Origin of the sequence: Salinimicrobium gaetbulicola (assembly GCF_042676025.1) — a bacterium.
Taxonomy (GTDB): domain Bacteria; phylum Bacteroidota; class Bacteroidia; order Flavobacteriales; family Flavobacteriaceae; genus Salinimicrobium; species Salinimicrobium gaetbulicola.
Genome location: NZ_JBHTJP010000034.1, coordinates 121,653 through 139,418 on the forward strand (window position 1 = coordinate 121,653; position 17,766 = coordinate 139,418).

At 40.5% G+C, this 17,766-nt stretch carries 15 protein-coding genes; 11 read left to right on the forward strand and 4 right to left on the reverse strand.

Going from position 1 to position 17,766, the window contains the following annotated elements; all coding sequences use genetic code 11:
* Nucleotides 1-119 precede the first annotated feature (119 nt).
* The 9 genes from ACFQ1G_RS08825 (at nt 120) to ACFQ1G_RS08865 (ending at nt 11,039) form a co-directional block, all read left to right on the forward strand.
* A complete protein-coding gene (locus ACFQ1G_RS08825; protein ID WP_380738705.1) occupies nt 120-1,382 on the forward strand; it encodes a carboxypeptidase-like regulatory domain-containing protein in 1,263 nt (420 codons plus the stop codon).
* A gap of 159 nt (nt 1,383-1,541) precedes the next feature.
* Nucleotides 1,542-2,759, forward strand: a complete 1,218-nt coding sequence (sbcD, locus tag ACFQ1G_RS08830) for an exonuclease subunit SbcD (protein ID WP_380738707.1) — start codon at nt 1,542-1,544, stop codon at nt 2,757-2,759.
* A gap of 12 nt (nt 2,760-2,771) precedes the next feature.
* A complete protein-coding gene (locus tag ACFQ1G_RS08835) occupies nt 2,772-5,795 on the forward strand; it encodes an AAA family ATPase (protein ID WP_380738709.1) in 3,024 nt (1,007 codons plus the stop codon).
* 86 nt (nt 5,796-5,881) lie between these two features.
* Nucleotides 5,882-6,565 carry a type 1 glutamine amidotransferase domain-containing protein gene (locus ACFQ1G_RS08840; RefSeq protein WP_380738711.1) on the forward strand — a complete coding sequence of 228 codons (684 nt, stop codon included), beginning with the start codon at nt 5,882-5,884 and terminating at the stop codon, nt 6,563-6,565.
* 101 nt (nt 6,566-6,666) lie between these two features.
* Nucleotides 6,667-7,323: a response regulator transcription factor gene (locus tag ACFQ1G_RS08845; RefSeq protein ID WP_380738713.1), complete on the forward strand. Its 657-nt coding sequence runs from the start codon at nt 6,667-6,669 to the stop codon at nt 7,321-7,323.
* 109 nt (nt 7,324-7,432) lie between these two features.
* A complete protein-coding gene (locus ACFQ1G_RS08850; protein ID WP_380738715.1) occupies nt 7,433-8,104 on the forward strand; it encodes a response regulator transcription factor in 672 nt (223 codons plus the stop codon).
* Between the two features lie 265 nt (nt 8,105-8,369).
* On the forward strand, nt 8,370-8,942 hold the full coding sequence (locus tag ACFQ1G_RS08855) for a pseudouridine synthase (RefSeq protein WP_380738716.1): 573 nt from the start codon (nt 8,370-8,372) through the stop codon (nt 8,940-8,942).
* Between the two features lie 79 nt (nt 8,943-9,021).
* Nucleotides 9,022-9,894: a universal stress protein gene (locus tag ACFQ1G_RS08860; RefSeq protein ID WP_380738718.1), complete on the forward strand. Its 873-nt coding sequence runs from the start codon at nt 9,022-9,024 to the stop codon at nt 9,892-9,894.
* Nucleotides 9,895-9,923: 29 nt separating this feature from the next.
* A complete protein-coding gene (locus tag ACFQ1G_RS08865) occupies nt 9,924-11,039 on the forward strand; it encodes a DUF6920 family protein (protein ID WP_380738720.1) in 1,116 nt (371 codons plus the stop codon).
* Here the strand turns inward: ACFQ1G_RS08865 and ACFQ1G_RS08870 are convergent.
* Genes ACFQ1G_RS08870 through ACFQ1G_RS08880 form a run of 3 tightly spaced genes read right to left on the reverse strand, consistent with a single transcriptional unit; the run spans nt 11,009 to nt 14,077 of the window.
* Nucleotides 11,009-11,680, reverse strand: a complete 672-nt coding sequence (locus ACFQ1G_RS08870; protein WP_380738722.1) for an ABC transporter ATP-binding protein — start codon at nt 11,678-11,680, stop codon at nt 11,009-11,011. The genes ACFQ1G_RS08865 and ACFQ1G_RS08870 overlap by 31 nt on opposite strands.
* Before the next feature lies 1 nt (nt 11,681).
* Nucleotides 11,682-12,941 (reverse strand): ABC transporter permease, encoded by a 1,260-nt coding sequence (locus tag ACFQ1G_RS08875; RefSeq protein ID WP_380738724.1) that lies wholly within the window; start codon nt 12,939-12,941, stop codon nt 11,682-11,684.
* On the reverse strand, nt 12,941-14,077 hold the full coding sequence (locus ACFQ1G_RS08880) for an efflux RND transporter periplasmic adaptor subunit (RefSeq protein ID WP_380738725.1): 1,137 nt from the start codon (nt 14,075-14,077) through the stop codon (nt 12,941-12,943). The genes ACFQ1G_RS08875 and ACFQ1G_RS08880 overlap by 1 nt, the downstream gene beginning before the upstream one ends.
* A 61-nt stretch (nt 14,078-14,138) precedes the next feature.
* On the opposite strand from ACFQ1G_RS08880, the gene ACFQ1G_RS08885 reads away from it, so the two are divergent.
* Nucleotides 14,139-14,525 (forward strand): hypothetical protein, encoded by a 387-nt coding sequence (locus ACFQ1G_RS08885; protein ID WP_380738727.1) that lies wholly within the window; start codon nt 14,139-14,141, stop codon nt 14,523-14,525.
* Nucleotides 14,526-14,543: 18 nt separating this feature from the next.
* Nucleotides 14,544-16,910: a phosphoenolpyruvate synthase gene (ppsA, locus tag ACFQ1G_RS08890; protein ID WP_380738729.1), complete on the forward strand. Its 2,367-nt coding sequence runs from the start codon at nt 14,544-14,546 to the stop codon at nt 16,908-16,910.
* Here the strand turns inward: ppsA and ypfJ are convergent, their stop codons facing one another.
* Nucleotides 16,911-17,753, reverse strand: a complete 843-nt coding sequence (ypfJ, locus tag ACFQ1G_RS08895; RefSeq protein ID WP_380738731.1) for a KPN_02809 family neutral zinc metallopeptidase — start codon at nt 17,751-17,753, stop codon at nt 16,911-16,913.
* Between the last annotated feature and the right edge of the window lie 13 nt (nt 17,754-17,766).

Genomic DNA, 17,766 nt, shown 5'->3' on the forward strand with positions numbered 1-17,766 from the left:
AAAGAGTCCTGTTTTATCTGAAATCCAATATTTCACCTAAAATATTGATTCCTTTCCAGATACTTTTCAAACTATTTATTTTTCAGTAAATTAGGATATCTATCTTTAAGTCTACTGTCATGTCTAAAAACCCACACTACACCTTGCTTCTAGCTCTTAACTTGCTGCTATTATTGATCCTCCCGACTTCTATTTTCGCCGGAATTCCGGAAGAAGTAACCGAATATAAAGGAAAAGTGGTCAACACTTCCGGTTCTCCTCTTGCTTCGGCTTATCTAACCGTTAATGAAACCAACATCTCGACTGTTACTAATAACGAAGGAGTTTTTTCCCTGAAGATCCCTGACAATCTTCAAAATGTTACGGTCACAGTTTCCTATTTAGGCTATCAAAGCAGAACACTTTCGCTGGATTTTTTTAAAGCTGAAGAAGTCGTAATTGAACTCCAGGAGTCTCCGGAAGAACTTTCCGAGGTGCAGATCTTTACTTATACAGATCCTCGTTCTGTGGTTAGTAATATGCTGAAGTATCGCGGAAAGAACTATTTTGAAGATCCTACTACCATGACCGCTTTCTATAGGGAAACCATAAAAAGAGGTCGCAAAAACGTTTCTCTTTCTGAAGCTGTCGTAACCATTCATAAAGAACCATATAATTCTGCGCCAGATGATGATATTGCCCTGGTAAAAGCCAGAAAAACGGCCGATTATGACCGTTTGGATACGCTCGCTCTAAAATTAAGAGGAGGACCTTACAATCCATTAAGCCTCGACATAATGAAAAACCCGGAATATATGTTTGGAGATGAGGGTCTTTCAAATTTTAAATTTTCTTTCGACTCACCAACCCGAATCAATGACCGCTACCTTTATGTGGTCAACTTCGAAGAGCTGGATAAGTCATTGCCATGGTATTACGGAAAACTATTTGTTGATGCTGAAAACTTCGTGCTGGTAAAAGCCTCTTTCAACCTAAATGTTGATAACCGGTCGGCTGCATCAGATCTTTTTGTCAAAAAGAAACCAGGCGGAACTAAAGTATATCCTGTAGATGTACACTATGATGTTCAATACAGGGAACGAAACGGCCGCTGGTATTTTGGGTATGGAATCACTAAACTAGAATTTGTAGTGAACTGGAAGCGCCGCCTTTTCAATTCCCGTTATAAAGTAGATAGTGAACTGGCCGTTACCAACTGGAAGATCAATACTGATGGGAAAGTAAAAAAAGACAAAACCTTTCTTAATGAACGGGTAGTAATGGCAGATGATATTTCAGGGTTTGCTGATCCTCAATTTTGGGGAGAGAACAATATTATAGAGCCCGATAAATCTATTGAAAACGCCATTGAAAAGATCCGGAAGAATCTTCAGGAAGATTAAATTTTCGGGAAAATAAATTCTGAATTCATCATTTTCGGGAGTATTCTAAATTTGTAAAGCAAAATGCACTGGCGGCATCTTTTGACGTAATTACTTTTACCTTTGTAACTCAAATTCTTTCTTCTTTTTCAGCAAAGAACTTAGTAAAATCAATTTTATATGAAGATCCTCCATACGGCCGACTGGCACATTGGTAAAAAACTACATAAAAACGAACTTTCCGAAGATTTTGACCTTTTCATTGACTGGCTCTGTCAGCTCGTTGAAAAAGAGAAAATTGATCTATTACTGGTTTCGGGAGATGTCTTTGACCTTGCAAATCCTTCTTCGGAAGCAAGGCGGCAATACTACCGGGCTCTCATGAAGCTGAAGAAATATGAGTGCAAGATCATTCTCACCGGTGGAAACCATGATTCCCCTGCGATGTTGGACGCTCCAAAAGAAGTTTTGCGGGAACTGGACATTGATATTATTGGAGGACTTCCCGAATCAGTCGAAGAAACCATTATTGCGGTAACGGGAAAATCAGGAGTTCCTGAAGTTGTCATTGCCGCTTTACCCTTTCTTCGTGATTCAGATCTTAGAAGCGCTGCCGATGGGATAACATATGACGACCGGCTGGAAGCTACCAGAAAAGGTATAAAAAACACCTTTTTTGAGGCTTCAGAAATATGCAGGCTTAAATACCCAAATACCCCGGCCCTGGCTATGGGGCATCTTTTCGCGGCGGGTATGGAAACATCAGAAAGTGAACGCGAGATCCAAATCGGAAATCAGGCGGCATTTGAAGCATCTCATTTCGGGGATTATTTCAAATATATTGCGCTGGGACATATTCATAAGCCTCAACGCGTAACGGCTGCGGTTCCCACATTCTACAGCGGCTCTCCCCTTCCGCTTTCCTTCAGCGAACGCAAAGATGAAAAAAGGATCCTCTTAATAGATACTGATAACGGCTGGGAGCCTGAAAGCATTAGAATTCCGGTTTTCAGAAATTTATTGAAGATATCAGGTACTTTAAATGAATTACAGGAAAAACTCGAATCCCTTTCCGAAAAGCAAAAATTAGAAAGCCTCATTGAAGTTGAATTGTTGGAAGAACAATATGACGCCATGAAGCTTTTTAATCTGGACGAGTTAGTATCTAACTTTAATAAACCCGGTTACCGTATTGTAAAACACCGGGCCACCTTTTTAAAACAGTTGAAGGGAGCTTCAGATGTCTATGAAGCGGGTATCAAACTGGAAGACCTCAAGCCGAAGGATGTATTCCTGGAACTTATTGGTAATCATGAATATGACGAGGACACCAAAAAGGAGATCATAAGTGCCTTTGACGAGCTCCTGCATGAAGTTAATTCCGAAGAAACCCTCTAATCTGTTCAGAAAATGAAGATCCTAAAAATAGAATTTCAAAATATCAATTCCCTGAAAGGTGCTCATGAGATCGATTTTACGGGTTCCCCTTTCACTGCGAGTTCTTTATTTGCGATAACCGGCCCAACGGGGAGTGGAAAAAGCACAATTTTGGATGTGATCTCCCTGGCACTGTTCAATCAGGTACCACGCCTTGGAAAGATCACAAAAAACGAGATCCTGAATAAAGGTGCCATTCTAACCCGTAATCAGAAAGAAGCCTGGGCTCGAATTACCTATGAAAGTAAGACCGGAATTTTTGCTTCACACTGGAGTATATCTACAAATAGAAATAATAAGCTTCGGGACTATGAAATGCAGCTTTTTGACCTGGCTTCGGAAAAGGCGCTGGATCTGAAAAAGTCAGATGTTCCCGCTAAAAATGAGGAGCTCATCGGGTTGAATTACGATCAGTTTATTAAATCTGTTTTATTAGCCCAGGGAGAATTCGCACAATTCCTTAGAGCAAAAAAAGACGAGCGCGGAGAATTACTTGAGAAAATAACAGGTACCGGTATTTACCGGCAGTTGGGAATTAAAGCTTTTCAGAAGAAAAAGGAAGTTAGCAGCGAAATTGAAAAAGAACAGCAGGAAATTGAAGTGCATCAAAAAAACCTGCTGCAGGAGGAGGATCTTAATACCTTTTCTAAAGAGCTTTCAGAAAAAACAAAAAATTGCGAACCCCTCGAAGCTGAAGTAAAAAAACTCGAACAAAATATCCGGCTTAAAAATGACATTAAGGAGCGGAATCTGGATCTTCAAAAAGTTCTTCGACAAAAAGAAGAAGCGAAAAAATCTTTAGCAGAGTTCGAAGATCAACACGGCCAGGCCCTCAAAAAACATGAAAAGATCCAATTGTTTGGAGAAGAACTTCGAACCTGGCAGAACCTGAACAGGGAAATTAAAGGTTTACAAGACGATATAGCAATTATAGTCAACGGCGAAAAAAGAACTGAAGAGCAAATGACCGATTGTCTTGGGCAGATCAGGAAATTTGTTCAAAAGAATGTAGCGGCAGCAGATATTGAAGCTGAAATTCATACTTTTTCAAGCAGCGTCAGAGAACTTCAGCAGCAACGGGACGCAAAACGCAGTTCCTATGGAAGTCTTCAAAGAGAATTTGATACCGAAGTCAGAGAAATCCCTTTTCAGTTGAATGGGGATATTGAGCAGTCTGAATTGAAACTGCTCGAACTACAAAAAATGATCCAGCTGGAAGTTGACAACCTGAGTCCGCGGCTTTCAGAAATCAACTTAGCAGATCCTATTTCTGAAAAGAACCGCCTTCGGAGAGACCTTGAACAAGCAAGGAAAGCGGAAAGGCAATCTGAAAAAATCAGCCAGGCTTCCGGGGAATTAAAAAAACTGCAGGCTGAAAAAGCAGAAATCCAACCATTTCTTGAAAAGCTTCCGAAGGAATTGGAATTAGAGCAATCTAATGCGGACACTTTAAAAGAAAGACTGGAAAAACTTCAGCTCAAAAAAGAGAATGAGAACCTGCGGAAGACTTTAGAGGAACACCGAACGCATCTACAAAAGGGAGATCCATGCCCGTTATGCGGCGCATTAGAACATCCTTTTGCCGAAGATCTACCCGAACGGGAAGATGGCCTCCAAGAAGAAATTCAGGAAACGAGCAGACTGCTATCAGCCAAACAACAGGAAATCGCAGGAACCAAAACCAGTCTGAATCATTATGAGAGGCGATTTGAATCTGTGCATAAGAGCGAAAAAGAAAAAATTTCTGAACTGGAATCTCTAAAAGGGCATTTTGAGGAAGAATTTGGAGACTTGAAAATTGCCTATGAAACTGATTGGTCCAGGATAGTGGCAAAATTTGACGGCAAAATTTCGGCCCTTGAGAAATATGAAGCTGAAAACCGCAAATTAAAGGCGATTGCCGCAGGCTTACCCCTTTTAGCAGATCTTAAAAAAGTTCTGCAAGAAGGAAAAGAGATCAAAAAACATTTGGATCAACTTTATACCGGGAAGAATATTGACGCTGATTGCCGGGATCTTCAAAATAAATGGACAGGTTTTCTACATCAAAAAACCTCGTTACAAAAGCAACAGAAAGACCTGGAACAAAAACAGGGCCTAAAAAAAAGTCAGCTCAAAGATCTGGAAATCAAACTTCAATCTAAAATTGAAAAAGAAGGTTACAGAGAAATTCAACAAGCGCTAGCAGGTTTATTACCCGAACAACGCGCTGCCGAATTAAGAAAGAAGAAAGAAACTCTGAACAACGAAACTTCAAGGATCGAATCGGTAGAAAAGACCCTTATTTCTCAACTTCAAAAACTTCAGGAAAATGAACCACAAAGCTCATTGGAGGATTTGATAAAAGAAATAGAAGAGAAGAAAAATACCCTTTCTGGCTGGAATAAGGAATGTGAAGAATTAAGAAGAATCCTCTTCAATGACCAAAATACCAAGCGAAAGATCAACGAGATCGAGACCGGACTAAAAGAAAAAAAGCAGAAAATAAGACGTTGGGAATTATTGAATCAGTTGATCGGTGATTCCACCGGGAAGAAATTCAATGATTTCGCACAGGACCTTAGCCTTTCCCAACTTCTTCAGCTAGCCAATGTTAGATTGAAAGACCTGAGTGATCGTTACAGAATTGGCAAGCCTGAAGGGGACGAAGATGACAGCCTGGTAGCGATCGACGATCATATGGGTGGGCAACGCCGATCTGTAAAAACACTTTCGGGAGGGGAAACTTTCATTTTAAGTTTATCCATGGCGCTAGCCTTATCTGATCTGGCTTCAAAAAATGTGGAAATAGACAGTCTTTTTATAGACGAAGGCTTCGGGACCTTAGACCCCGAAACATTGGATCAGACTCTGGATACTTTAGAGAAGCTTCAGGCAGAATCATCAAAGACCATCGGGATCATAAGCCATGTAGATTCTTTAAAAGAAAGGATCACAACCCAGGTGAAGTTGAAAAGAAATGGTCAGGGCTACAGTTCACTCGAAGTTTCAGGATAAATATTAAGGAAATAATAAAATAGTAAGGGGTTATCGGCAATTATCGCTAAAGTTCTTATCTTCAGTATCTAACCAAATTTTAAGAGATGAAAAAGATACTAATGGTGCTTACTTCGCACAGTGAACTGGTTGATACCGACTCTAAAACCGGGGTGTGGCTGGGAGAGTTTACCGATCCCTATTATGAATTCATCGATAAAGGTTATGAGGTCACCCTGGCAAGCCCAAAAGGCGGAACCCCGCCTGTGGATCCCAGAAGCGAACTAACCGAAAATATAACCTCATCAAACCGCAGGTATAAAAAAGATGAAAAGGCGCAGAAAGCCTTTGAGTTCACCATAAAATTAGAGGATATAAACCCGGATGATTTTGACGCGGTATTTTATCCGGGGGGACATGGGCCTATGGGAGACCTGGCCACTGATGAGATCAATGCCAACCTGATAATAGATTTCTACCGCCATCAAAAACCTATTGGCGCGATATGTCACGGCCCTGCTGCGCTGTTGACCGCTGCCATTGAAGAACCCGAATTACTCATTGACAAGGAAGTAACGGCCTTTTCAAATACCGAGGAAAAAATGGTGGGTTTACGAGATAATATTCCCTTTAGTCTGGAAGATAGATTAAAGACTTTGGGTGCAAAATATTCTTCTGCCACCTTGCCTTTTACTCCAAAAGTAAAGGTATCCGGAAAGTTAGTGACCGGACAAAATCCGGCTTCCGCAGAAAAAGCAGCCAAAGAATTAATTAAACTTCTTGAAAATTAAACAACTAAAGACCTAAAGAACGAAATATTTCTACCTAAAAACCCAAAGACACCGAACAAAAATTAATGTTTTAATAAAATTTTCTGTTATTTGCGCGAGCTATGAATATTCAGAAAAAGATTAATGACTTTGCACCTGTTGCAGAATTGATGCCGGGCGTGGTGGTAATACATGAGCTTAAGGGATTCCGTCCTCTTTATATGTCGTCTAAGGGTTTGAAACTTTTAGGCATGAGTCTGAATGATCTAGTCTCATTAGGAACCGATTATAAACGCATCATTCTTAATGATAAATTTATGGTCGATTTTCTAGAGTCTCTTGAAGAGATGCTCAATGAGGAAAAGGAATGGGGAACCTATTCAATCTTTCATCAAGTGCAGCTGAGTAATGAGAAGAATTATTCCTGGTATGTTTCATCTGTTAAAGCATTTCATAAAGATGCGGCAGGCAATACTACCCATACAATTACTATCGCTTTCCCTTTGGGGCATTTCCAACACATTCCTCGAAAAGCCGAAAAACTTCTTAATGAAAGCATTTTTTCAAAAACCCATTTAAAAAAGTTTCTTTCCTTAAGTCCCAGGGCAATTGAAGTTTTAAAACTAGTTGCATTAGGCAATAGTACGAATCAAATCTCTGAAACTCTGAATATTTCTCCCCACACGGTAAATTCTCACCGAAAGCTCATTAAACAGAAATTAAATATTTCAACTTCTTACGACTTTACCAAGTATGCAAGATCTTATGACTTAATTTAATATATACATAAATTTTTATTTAATTTTAAATGTAACATTTTCAGTTTTTTTAGGACATATAAAGTGCAAAATCCTAAAAAATTAATATTTATTCATTAAACTCTATTCTGTGAAATCACTTAATGAAAAAATAGAAAAGTTCGCTTCATGTGCTGAATCTATGCCTGGGGTCGTCGTCATCCATGAACTAGGCGAGGATATTTCAGATTTCAGATCTATTTTCATGACCTCTAATGGCTTGCAGCAATTAGGTATAAGTTTAAATGAGCTTATGCAAATTGGGCCGAAGTACCATGAACGATTTTTTAATAATGAAGACATGGAAGGTTTCATGGTAAAACTACACAAACTGTTAGAAAGTAGAGATCCAGACGAGACTTTTACCTTCTTCCAACAAGTGAAGTTCAGAGATCGTGATGAATGGGTTTGGCACATTAGCTCCATTCGAATCTTCCATCAAGCTCCTGACGGCAGACCTACTCACCTGGTCACTGTTGCCTTTCCAGTAGATCAAATGAAACATATACCCAATAAAGCGGAAAGGTTATTAGCTGAGAATCAGTTCTTCAGAGAGAATCTTCAGAAATTCATTTCACTTGGGTCCAGGGCCAAAGAGGTGCTGCGCTTAGTTGCTCTAGGAAAAAGTTCTGCTGAAATTGCTGAAGAATTGCACATTACGGTTGATACCGTCAATACACATCGAAAAAATATCAAGAAGAAACTGGAAATTAATACGACGTACGAGTTTACAGAATATGCTCACGCCTTCGATTTAATATAAAAAAAAAATCGGGGCCCCTACACCCCCGATTTTTTATTCCATCAGTTAGATTGTTCATCTGACTAATTTCATGTTGTAAAAATACTACAAGCTTTGCCGCAATACAATACCCACTTTTGGTGATTTTTGAGGATTTTAATTACATAATTCACCGATTTTCACACAATTGTTAAAATTAAACTCTTGATTTATAGATTTATACTGTAAAATAATCAATTTTAAATAATTCCTCATTTTAGTATTTTCGCCTTCAAAGCCAGTTTCAATGGAATACCATTTCAAAATTTACAAGCCTTACGGTTTTTTAAGTCAATTTATTACTCAACAAAAAACTAGGCGTAATAAAAAATTACTAGGCGAATTGAGTGATTTTCCAGAGGGAACAATGGCTATTGGAAGACTTGATGAAGATTCGGAAGGATTGCTGCTGCTAACCACAGATGGAAAAGTAAGTGCTGAAATAACCGGGAACAAGGTCGAGAAAGAATATTATGTGCAAGTAGACGGCCTCATTACTCAAGATGCGATCACTAAAATGCAGCAGGGGGTTGAAATCGGGATCCAGGGTAAAAAATACATCACCAGCCCTTGTAAAACTTCAATTCTCACTTCACCTCCCTCCTTCCCGGAAAGGGCCAAAAAGATAAGAGATGACAGACACGGACCTACCAGTTGGATCTCTATAACTTTACGAGAAGGGAAATTCAGGCAGGTAAAGAAAATGACCGCTGCTGTTGGTTTTCCAACTCTCAGACTAGTGAGAGTTCGCATTGGGAATGAATTTTTAGAGGGAATGGATGCGGGTGAGACTAGGAAGGTTGAAAAGTTTGATTATTGATGTGCTCCTAAAAATGATATTCATCATTGGTTTTATTGCCATTTAAGCCTTAAATTAAAGATGTCTAAAGCAATGAGCCATGAAAAACATCCTACTGCCTACCGACTTTTCTCCGGCCTCAAAAAATGCAATTCAATATGCCTTAAGACTTTTCCATGGCACCAGTTGCACTTTCCATCTTTTAAGCGTCTATAAAGCCTGGAAATATACCAGCGGAGACCTTATGAAAGCTTCCGCAGACAAATCTGTTTATGACATCTTAATTACAGAAAGTAAGACCAAACTGGAACAATTGATCGCTAAAATGGAAAATTCCTGCGCAGGAGAGGATTACACCTATAAAGCGATTTCAGATTATGATGTCTTCACAGATTCTATCAATAAGTTAATTGAGGCGGAATTGATTGATTTGATCATTATGGGAACCGACGGAGCCTCAGGTACCCAGGAAAAACTTTTTGGAAGTCACACCCTTAGGGTCATTAGAAATGTAAATTCCCCACTTCTGGTAATTCCCGTAGAGGCTAAATTCCATACTCTTAGAAGGATCCTCTTAAGTTTGGATTACTCCATAGACTTAAAGCAAACTACTATACAACCGCTGCTGGATTTAATAGGTAACCACTCTTTCTCTCTGGAGATCCTTGATAATATTGATCCTGAAATATCTGAAGACGAGATACAACAAACAGAAATTGAGCTAAAACAGGCCTTTGAGATATATAACCCTTCTTTTCATAAAGTTACAGAAGTGCCTTTTCCTGAAGCCATAAGTACGTTTGTTCAGTCTATGAAGATTGACATGAATATATTACCTGTAAGAAAAGAGGAGTTTCTGGAAAGGATTTTTGGTTCGCAACTTGCCAAGATCATCTATGCTACTGATATTCCATTATTCATTCTTCATGCTCCTGAAGACCAAAATGACGGGGACGAAGACTCACCTTCTTAAAGTGATCTCTATAACTTAACCCGATATAAATGAAATTTCTTTTCGCCCTTCTGTTACTACTTCACAGCCTAATTCATCTGCTCGGATTTGTAAAAGCGTTTAAACCTGAATATATTTCTCAGATTTCGAAAAATATATCGAAGCCTGAAGGCGGAATTTGGGCACTAGCTTGCGTTTTACTGCTTGCAGGTTTTGTATTGTACCTTCAGAAAAATGATTTATGGCCGGCTATTGTTATTGGCGGCGTGATTCTGTCACAAGTCTTAATTAACCTACACTGGGACGATGCTCGTTTTGGAACTTTGGCAAACTTAATTATTCTTGGGGTTGCTCTCAGTGCTCAAGGTTCCTTTAGTTTCAAACAAAAAACTTTCAATGAAATTTCTACAGTAATCCATCAGCGGGAAAGGTTTGAAAAAATAAAGGATCCGGCCTCCCTTCCTCCTCCGGTCCAAAAGTGGTTGACAGTATCGGGAGCTATTAACAGAACGAATATTCCCATCGTTCATCTAACTCAAAAAGGGGAACTGAGAATTAAGCCTAAAGGTAAATGGATGCCTTTCCAGGCAGAACAGTATTTTAATACCGTCAACCCAGCATTTCTTTGGTCCTCACGGGTAACAGCCTTACCATTCATCTATCTGGATGGCCGTGACAAATTACTTGACGGAAAAGGTGAAATGAAAATAAAGTTAGAGTCTCTGTTGAATATTGTAAATGAAAAGGAAAATCATAAAATTGATTCCGGAAGTAAAATTCGCTTTTTGGGAGAACTTTGCTGGTTTCCTTTTGCAGCCCGCGAACCTTACATCAAATGGATACCTATTAATAATTCTAGTGTAAAAGCCATTTTTCACCAGGCCGAGTCCCCGTTAGAAGGGCTTTTTGAGTTTTCGGCTGATGGTTCCCTGCGATCCTTTGAAGCACAAAGATTTTATGGCGGTGAAAAAGAGTCTCAAAAACATACCTGGCGAATTGATGTGCTGGAATCGGCGACTTTCGATGGCTTAACCGTTCCCTCAAAATGTAAAGTAATCTGGAAGCTTCCGGAAGGGGACTTTCATTGGTTGACCTTGCACGTGACGGGAATAGATTACAATCCTGATCTTAATTCTCATTTCAAAATACGACCGTCTTCCATTTGAATGATCCTGTCTGTCCTTTTGGCGAAATCTTCATCGTGAGTAACAATGAGAAGTGAAAGCTCATGATCATCACTTAAATGCCTGAAGATATTAAATACATTTTCTGAGTTATGTGTATCCAGGTTTCCGGTTGGCTCATCTCCCATTATTATAGCGGGATCGTTGATCAAGGCCCTGGCGATCGCTACACGTTGCTTTTCACCTCCCGAAATTCGGGAGGCTTTCTTCAAAGCAAGATTTTCAATATCAAGCATTCTTAATTTTTCTAGAGCATTATGTTCGATCTCTTCTGAAGTCTTTTCAGCCAACTTACGTGCCGGTAACATTACATTTTCAAGAACCGTGAATTCTGAGAGTAAATAATGAAACTGAAAAACGAATCCGATGTGTTTATTGCGAAGCTTAGAGAGATAATTAGGGGAACGACCGGTTATCAATTCTTGATTCAGGAATAATTCTCCCGAATAATCTGTATCCATAGTCGATAAAACATATAATAAAGTAGATTTCCCACATCCCGATTTACCCATAACCGAAACAAATTCTCCCTTGTTAACGGAGAAATTTATATCCTTTAAAACATGGAATAAAACAGGTTTTTTAAAATGCTTGTCAATATGTTTTGCCTCCAGTATTTTCATCCTAAAGCCGGTTGATTATTCTTACAGGATCTATATTTTTTGCCCTTTTAGAAGGCCAGTACCCCGCCAAGAATGTAGAAACGATCGCAAAGCTGATCCCAATTACATAGAACCACGGATCAAAATTCACGGGATATGTCGTGATCGTTGGTAAGGCCTCGGTATTAAAAGGCGTATGATCTATCATCACTGAAAGTATATAACCAATCAACAGGCCAAGCATACCTCCTATTACCCCAATGATCAACGCCTGGCTCATAAAGATCAGTTGCACATCCCTTCCGGAAAACCCTGTTGCCTTTAAAATGGCTATATCATTCATCTTTTCATAAATCAGCATGTTCAGAATATTATAAATTCCGAAGCCGGCAACGATTAACAAGGTAAAAGAAACAGCGTATGTAATAAGATTTCTAATGGTAGTTCCCGTTTCAAACTGCGCATTGGCTGTTTTTATATCAATAGCCGTTAGTCCAAATTGATCTTCGATTTCTTTAGACATGGGACCAGCCTCCTCTATGTCAAATAATTTCACATTGACATCAGTGATGTAATTTTCAGGTTCTCCCAGGAGGCGCTGGACGGTTTTGAGATTCGTAAAACTCTGAATATTGTCGATCTCTGTGATCCCGCTCTGATAAATTCCTACCACTTTCAGAGGAAAAGTTTCTCCCTTCACGGTATTTACCTGGACCCGCTCCCCTACTTCCAAAGACAACTTTTCGGCCACACCAACTCCCAGGATAATTCCGTTGGTAGTATTATGTAGATCAACAGGTTTACCTTCGATTATATAATCTTTTAAACTGAAAAGTTCAGCTTCCTGCAGAATATCGACACCGGTAAGGTTTCCGCCAAAATCAATAGATCCGGCTATATAAAATATTTGGGTCTTGATTTGTGGCACCGCGCCTCTCACCCGGATATCATTATTTAGGTGCTCTATAATGGGCTGGGCATTATGGATCTTTTTCTGGGTTTGTTTGGGTTTAATAGAATGCACCACATTGAACGAGTCCTTGAAACTGTCATATAGTGAAACAGGCTGCTCTTTGGAAGGTTCAATCTCATTGAAAATGTGAATATGGGGAGTTTGATTGAGAATAAGATCGTCGAGCATGTGATTGAGCCCGGTCATAAAGCTTACCAGGGTAATATAGGAACCAATACCAAAGGTCACTCCAAGAGCAGCAATAACCGTCTGCTTGAACTTGCTAAGCATATGTGTTTTAGCAATGCTTAAAATGACCGATCTCTTCATTATTCCTCGGGCTTAAAAATTGCTGTTTCTGAAGTTATTCCGTTCTTAATTTCAACGGAATCCAGGCTCGACAAGCCAGTGTTCACTTTAACGAACCCTTCTTCGGTTAAAACGCTGTCATTCTCTTTAAGGTAATTGCGAGGAATGACCAGGGCATCTTTCTTCTGAGAGATTATAATATTTGCTTCCCCAGAAAGCCCGGGATAAAGAACTTTTGGCTCAATTTCAAAAATTGCTTCTACCAGAAAGGTTTGATTTCGTTCATCTTTTTTTGGATAGATCTTGCTTACCTCAGCTTGAAATACCTCCCCGGGATAGGAATCAAGTGTCAACAGTACCGATTGGCCTTTTTGGATCTTTACAATATCAACCTCATCTACCAACATCTCAATAACAAAATTATCTGCACAGCCCACCGAAGCTATAGGTTGACTGGTGGTAACGATCTCACCTTCTTTTTTATGAAGGGCATAGACCTTCCCGTTGATCTTACTTTTTACAGTAAAATCGGTTGTATTAATTTGAGAGAGTCTGTAATTATTCTCTGCCTGTTGTAATAAAGTCCTTAATTCGTTCCTGGTACGTTTATATTTATTTTGAAGTCTATCGAGGTTGGAAAATGAGATCTCATATGCCAGTTGCCTTGATTCAAATGCAGATTTGGAACCTATACCCTGGGCCCAGAGTTTTTTCTGGCGGTTATAATTTATAGAGTCATTAATGAACTGAAGTTCCGCTGCCTTGAGCTCATCTTCTATACCACTGAGAACAGTGGCATCCCCGCTATAATTTTTTCTTGCCAGCTCAAGTGTCATTCGAGCATTTTCAGCATTCAGTTTTGGGGTGTTATTAATGATCTGTGCGATGGGATCCCCTTTCTTCACAGGATCTCCTTCTTCGACCAGGTTCTCATCCAAAATGCCGTTTACAATAGCGAAAGCCTGGTAAAGGCTGTCTGGTTGGATGGTCACTGAAGAATAAACCGATTCGGTAATCATGGTTTTTTTAGGATAGATTTTATCCTCTTTCCCCGAACAGGAAATAAGGGTCATACATAAGAGTAATATGGAAATTTGCCGAAACATAAGGAGAGTTTGATCAAATTTAGCCGAAAAACGGGCCTTTGTGAATGACATATATCATATTTTAAACCCTTTAGAGATAGTAACTTGAAGAGTCTAATAAAAACCCGGGAAAATGGACATCTCCATATTTTTAGCGAAATTCTGGGGTTGGTATCTGTTGATCTTCTTCTTTATTCTAAGTTTTAATCCCGACAGGATCAGGCAGATCAACGCAGACCTTAGGGATGAGAAATTCCAGATCCTCATTGCATTCATCGCGATCATCATGGGGCTTTTAAGTGTGCTTTTCCACAATGTATGGGAACCCAACTGGAAATTTATTATCACCCTTCTTGGCTGGACTGCCCTGTTTACGGGACTTGGATTATTCATTTTCCCAACTCACACCAGTAAAAAAATAGCGATCATAAATATCAAGCTCATTCAGGTCATCTATTTCCTGCTGTTTTTGCTGGGTATTTTCCTTTTGAATATCGGGTATCAGGTCGTATTGTATTAGCATTAAAAATCGTTCAAAATGGGAGAGCTGATCAAAAGATTCTCAGAAATAACTATCGAAGACGTACCCCTGGTAGGTGGAAAGAACGCTTCCCTCGGGGAAATGTTCAATGAGCTTTCTTCAGAAGGTGTAAAGGTACCAGATGGTTTCGCTACTACTTCGGAAGCATTCCGGCTCTTTCTGAAAGAGAACCAACTGGAAGAAAAATTGAACCAGCTAATGAGAGATCTCGATAGAGATCAATTCGCTAATCTCCATGACCAGGGAAAGGCAGCCAGGGAGCTGATTCTAAAAGGGGAATTATCAGCTACTTTTTCCAACGCGATCGACGAAGCTTATTCTGCTCTTGGAAAGAACAACGACGAGCAGGTAGCCGTTCGAAGCAGTGCAACGGCAGAAGACCTTCCACAGGCTAGTTTTGCCGGTCAACATGATACTTTTCTGAACATAACAGGGACTGAGCACCTCAAAGAAGCGATCAAGAAATGTTTCGCCTCTCTTTACACAGACCGGGCAATAAAATATAGGGAAGATCAGGGGTTTGAACATCGTGAAGTCGCACTCTCGGTGGGCGTTCAAAAAATGGTCAGGTCAGATAAAGGTTGCTCGGGAGTTGGTTTTACCATTGAACCCGAATCAGGTTTTACAAACCTGGTCTTGCTTTCGGGAGTTTGGGGACTGGGCGAGAATATCGTTCAGGGCACTGTGAACCCAGATGAATTTTATGTATTTAAGCCCACCTTAAAAGCGGGAAAAAATGCCATTATTCAGAAAAAACTCGGTCGAAAGGAGAAGACAATGGTCTATGCCTCCTCCAATAGTCATTCCTCCATTGTAAATATCGAGACCAAAGCCAGCTTACAGGATACCTTTGTCCTGCCGGACGAAGAAGTCCTAACCCTGGCGAAATGGGCTGTCGCAATTGAGGAGCATTATAAGAAACCTATGGACATTGAGTGGGCCAAAGATGGGATTTCAGAAGAACTTTTTATCACCCAGGCCCGTCCAGAGACAGTTCATCGCGCTGGCCACGAAGAAAAACAATACGAATTTCACCTTAAAGAAAAGGGAGAAGTCCTGGTTAAAGGTAATGCGGTAGGTTCAAAAATTTCCGTCGGCACAGCCAGATTGCTGGATTCTCCCAGGGACGCAGATAAATTGAAAGAAGGTGACATCCTTATCACCGAAACTACCAGTCCCGATTGGGATCCTATCTTAAAAAGGGTCTCCGGTATCATCACAGACCGGGGAGGTCGCACGAGCCATGCAGCCATCGTGGCGCGCGAATTGGGAGTGCCGGCTATTGTTGGCTCTTATTTCGCAACCCAAAATATTAAGGATGGTGACCTCATTACTGTTTCCTGTGCAGAAGGAAAAACAGGTTTTGTCTATAAAGGCAGTCTGCAATTTGAAAAAGAAGAATTAGATCTAAGTGAGATAAAACTTCCGAAAACAGAGGTCAAATTCATCCTATCAGACCCAGAAAGAGCATTTGAACTATCATTTTATCCTAATAACGGGGTCGGCCTTTTAAGAATGGAGTTCATCATCACCCATATGGTGAAGGTTCATCCTATGGCATTGTTGAAGTTCGATGAGCTTCAGGACAGGGATGCGAAAAAAATGATCGAGGATCTCACAGAAAACTACGCGAAAAAGGAGTATTATTTTATCGACCAGCTGGCCCAGGGAATCGCGACCATGGCGGCGGCATTTTATCCCAATGAAGTGATCGTTAGGATGAGTGATTTTAAAACCAACGAATATGCAAACCTCGTGGGAGGCGCTCAATTTGAGCCAAAAGAGGAAAATCCCATGCTTGGCTTTAGAGGGGCGTCACGTTATTATCACGAACTTTACAAAGATGGTTTCAGCCTTGAATGCAAGGCTATAAAAAAGGTACGGGAAGTAATGGGATTGGAGAACCTGAAGGTCATGATCCCATTTTGCAGGACCGTGGAAGAAGGTAAAAAGGTCCTGGAAATCATGGCCGAAAATGGGTTGAAAAAAGGTGATCAGAATCTCGAGGTCTATATGATGGTAGAGATACCCAGCAATGTAATATTGCTGGAAGAATTCGCTCAATACTTTGACGGATTTTCAATAGGCTCAAATGACCTCACGCAACTCACTTTAGGAATTGACCGAGATTCCCAGTTAATGGCTTCACTTTTCGACGAAAATAATTCAGCGGCAAAAAAAATGATCGCCCTGGCAATTGAAAAAGCCAAAAAAGCCGGCAGGAAGATCGGGTTATGCGGACAGGCACCCAGCGATTTTCCCGAATTCGCTTCTTTTCTGGTCCAGCAAGGCATTGACAGTATATCGTTTAACCCCGATGCTTTATTGAAAGGCATCCAGAATATCAATGACGCCGAATCCTGATCAATTTAAAACAGCCTGAAAAGTATCTCCTTGCTGGACATCCCCGGTTCTATAACCCTTTGTGAACCATTTCATACGCTGTTCTGAAGTTCCATGAGTGAAAGAATCGGGTACTACCCTGCCCTGGGTTTTACGCTGAATGGCATCATCTCCAACCGCACTTGCCGCACTCAAAGCTTCCTGAATATCACCTTCCTCCAGGTATTGCTGGTTATGTTTTGTCCAGATCCCTGCGTAAAAATCGGCTTGTAACTCCAAGGCTACAGAGAGTTCATTGGCTTCAGCCTGGCTCACACCCTGTTGCAATTGCCGCACTTTTGAAGAGGTTCCTAAAAGGGTTTGAACATGGTGCCCTACCTCATGTGCGATCACGTAGGCTATGGCAAAATCACCACCCTCAGCACCAAATCTGGTTTTTAACTCCTCAAAAAAGCGAAGGTCCATGTATATTTTTTGATCGGCAGGACAATAAAAAGGCCCTGAGGCCGCAGAAGCGCCACCGCAGGCAGTTTGTACCGCATCAGTAAACAGTACCATCCCGGGCTCGGCATAATCGGAACCGTTCTGTTCAAAAATTGTATTCCATACATCTTCCGTATCTGCGAGGACGGTAGCCGCAAAATCCCCCAGTTCTTTCTCTTCCGCAGTAAGTTCCCGGGATTCGGTAACTGTATCCTGGGTTTGGATCTGATTAATGACTTCAGTGGCATCACCTCCTGAAAACAACTGGATCGCCAAAAAGATCAAACCTATGATCCCTCCACCTATAGCAATTTTCCCACCGGTTGATTTCCCCCTTCTGTCTTCAACATTTGAACTCTGTCGTCTGCCTTTCCATTTCATCTTTTTGATTTTC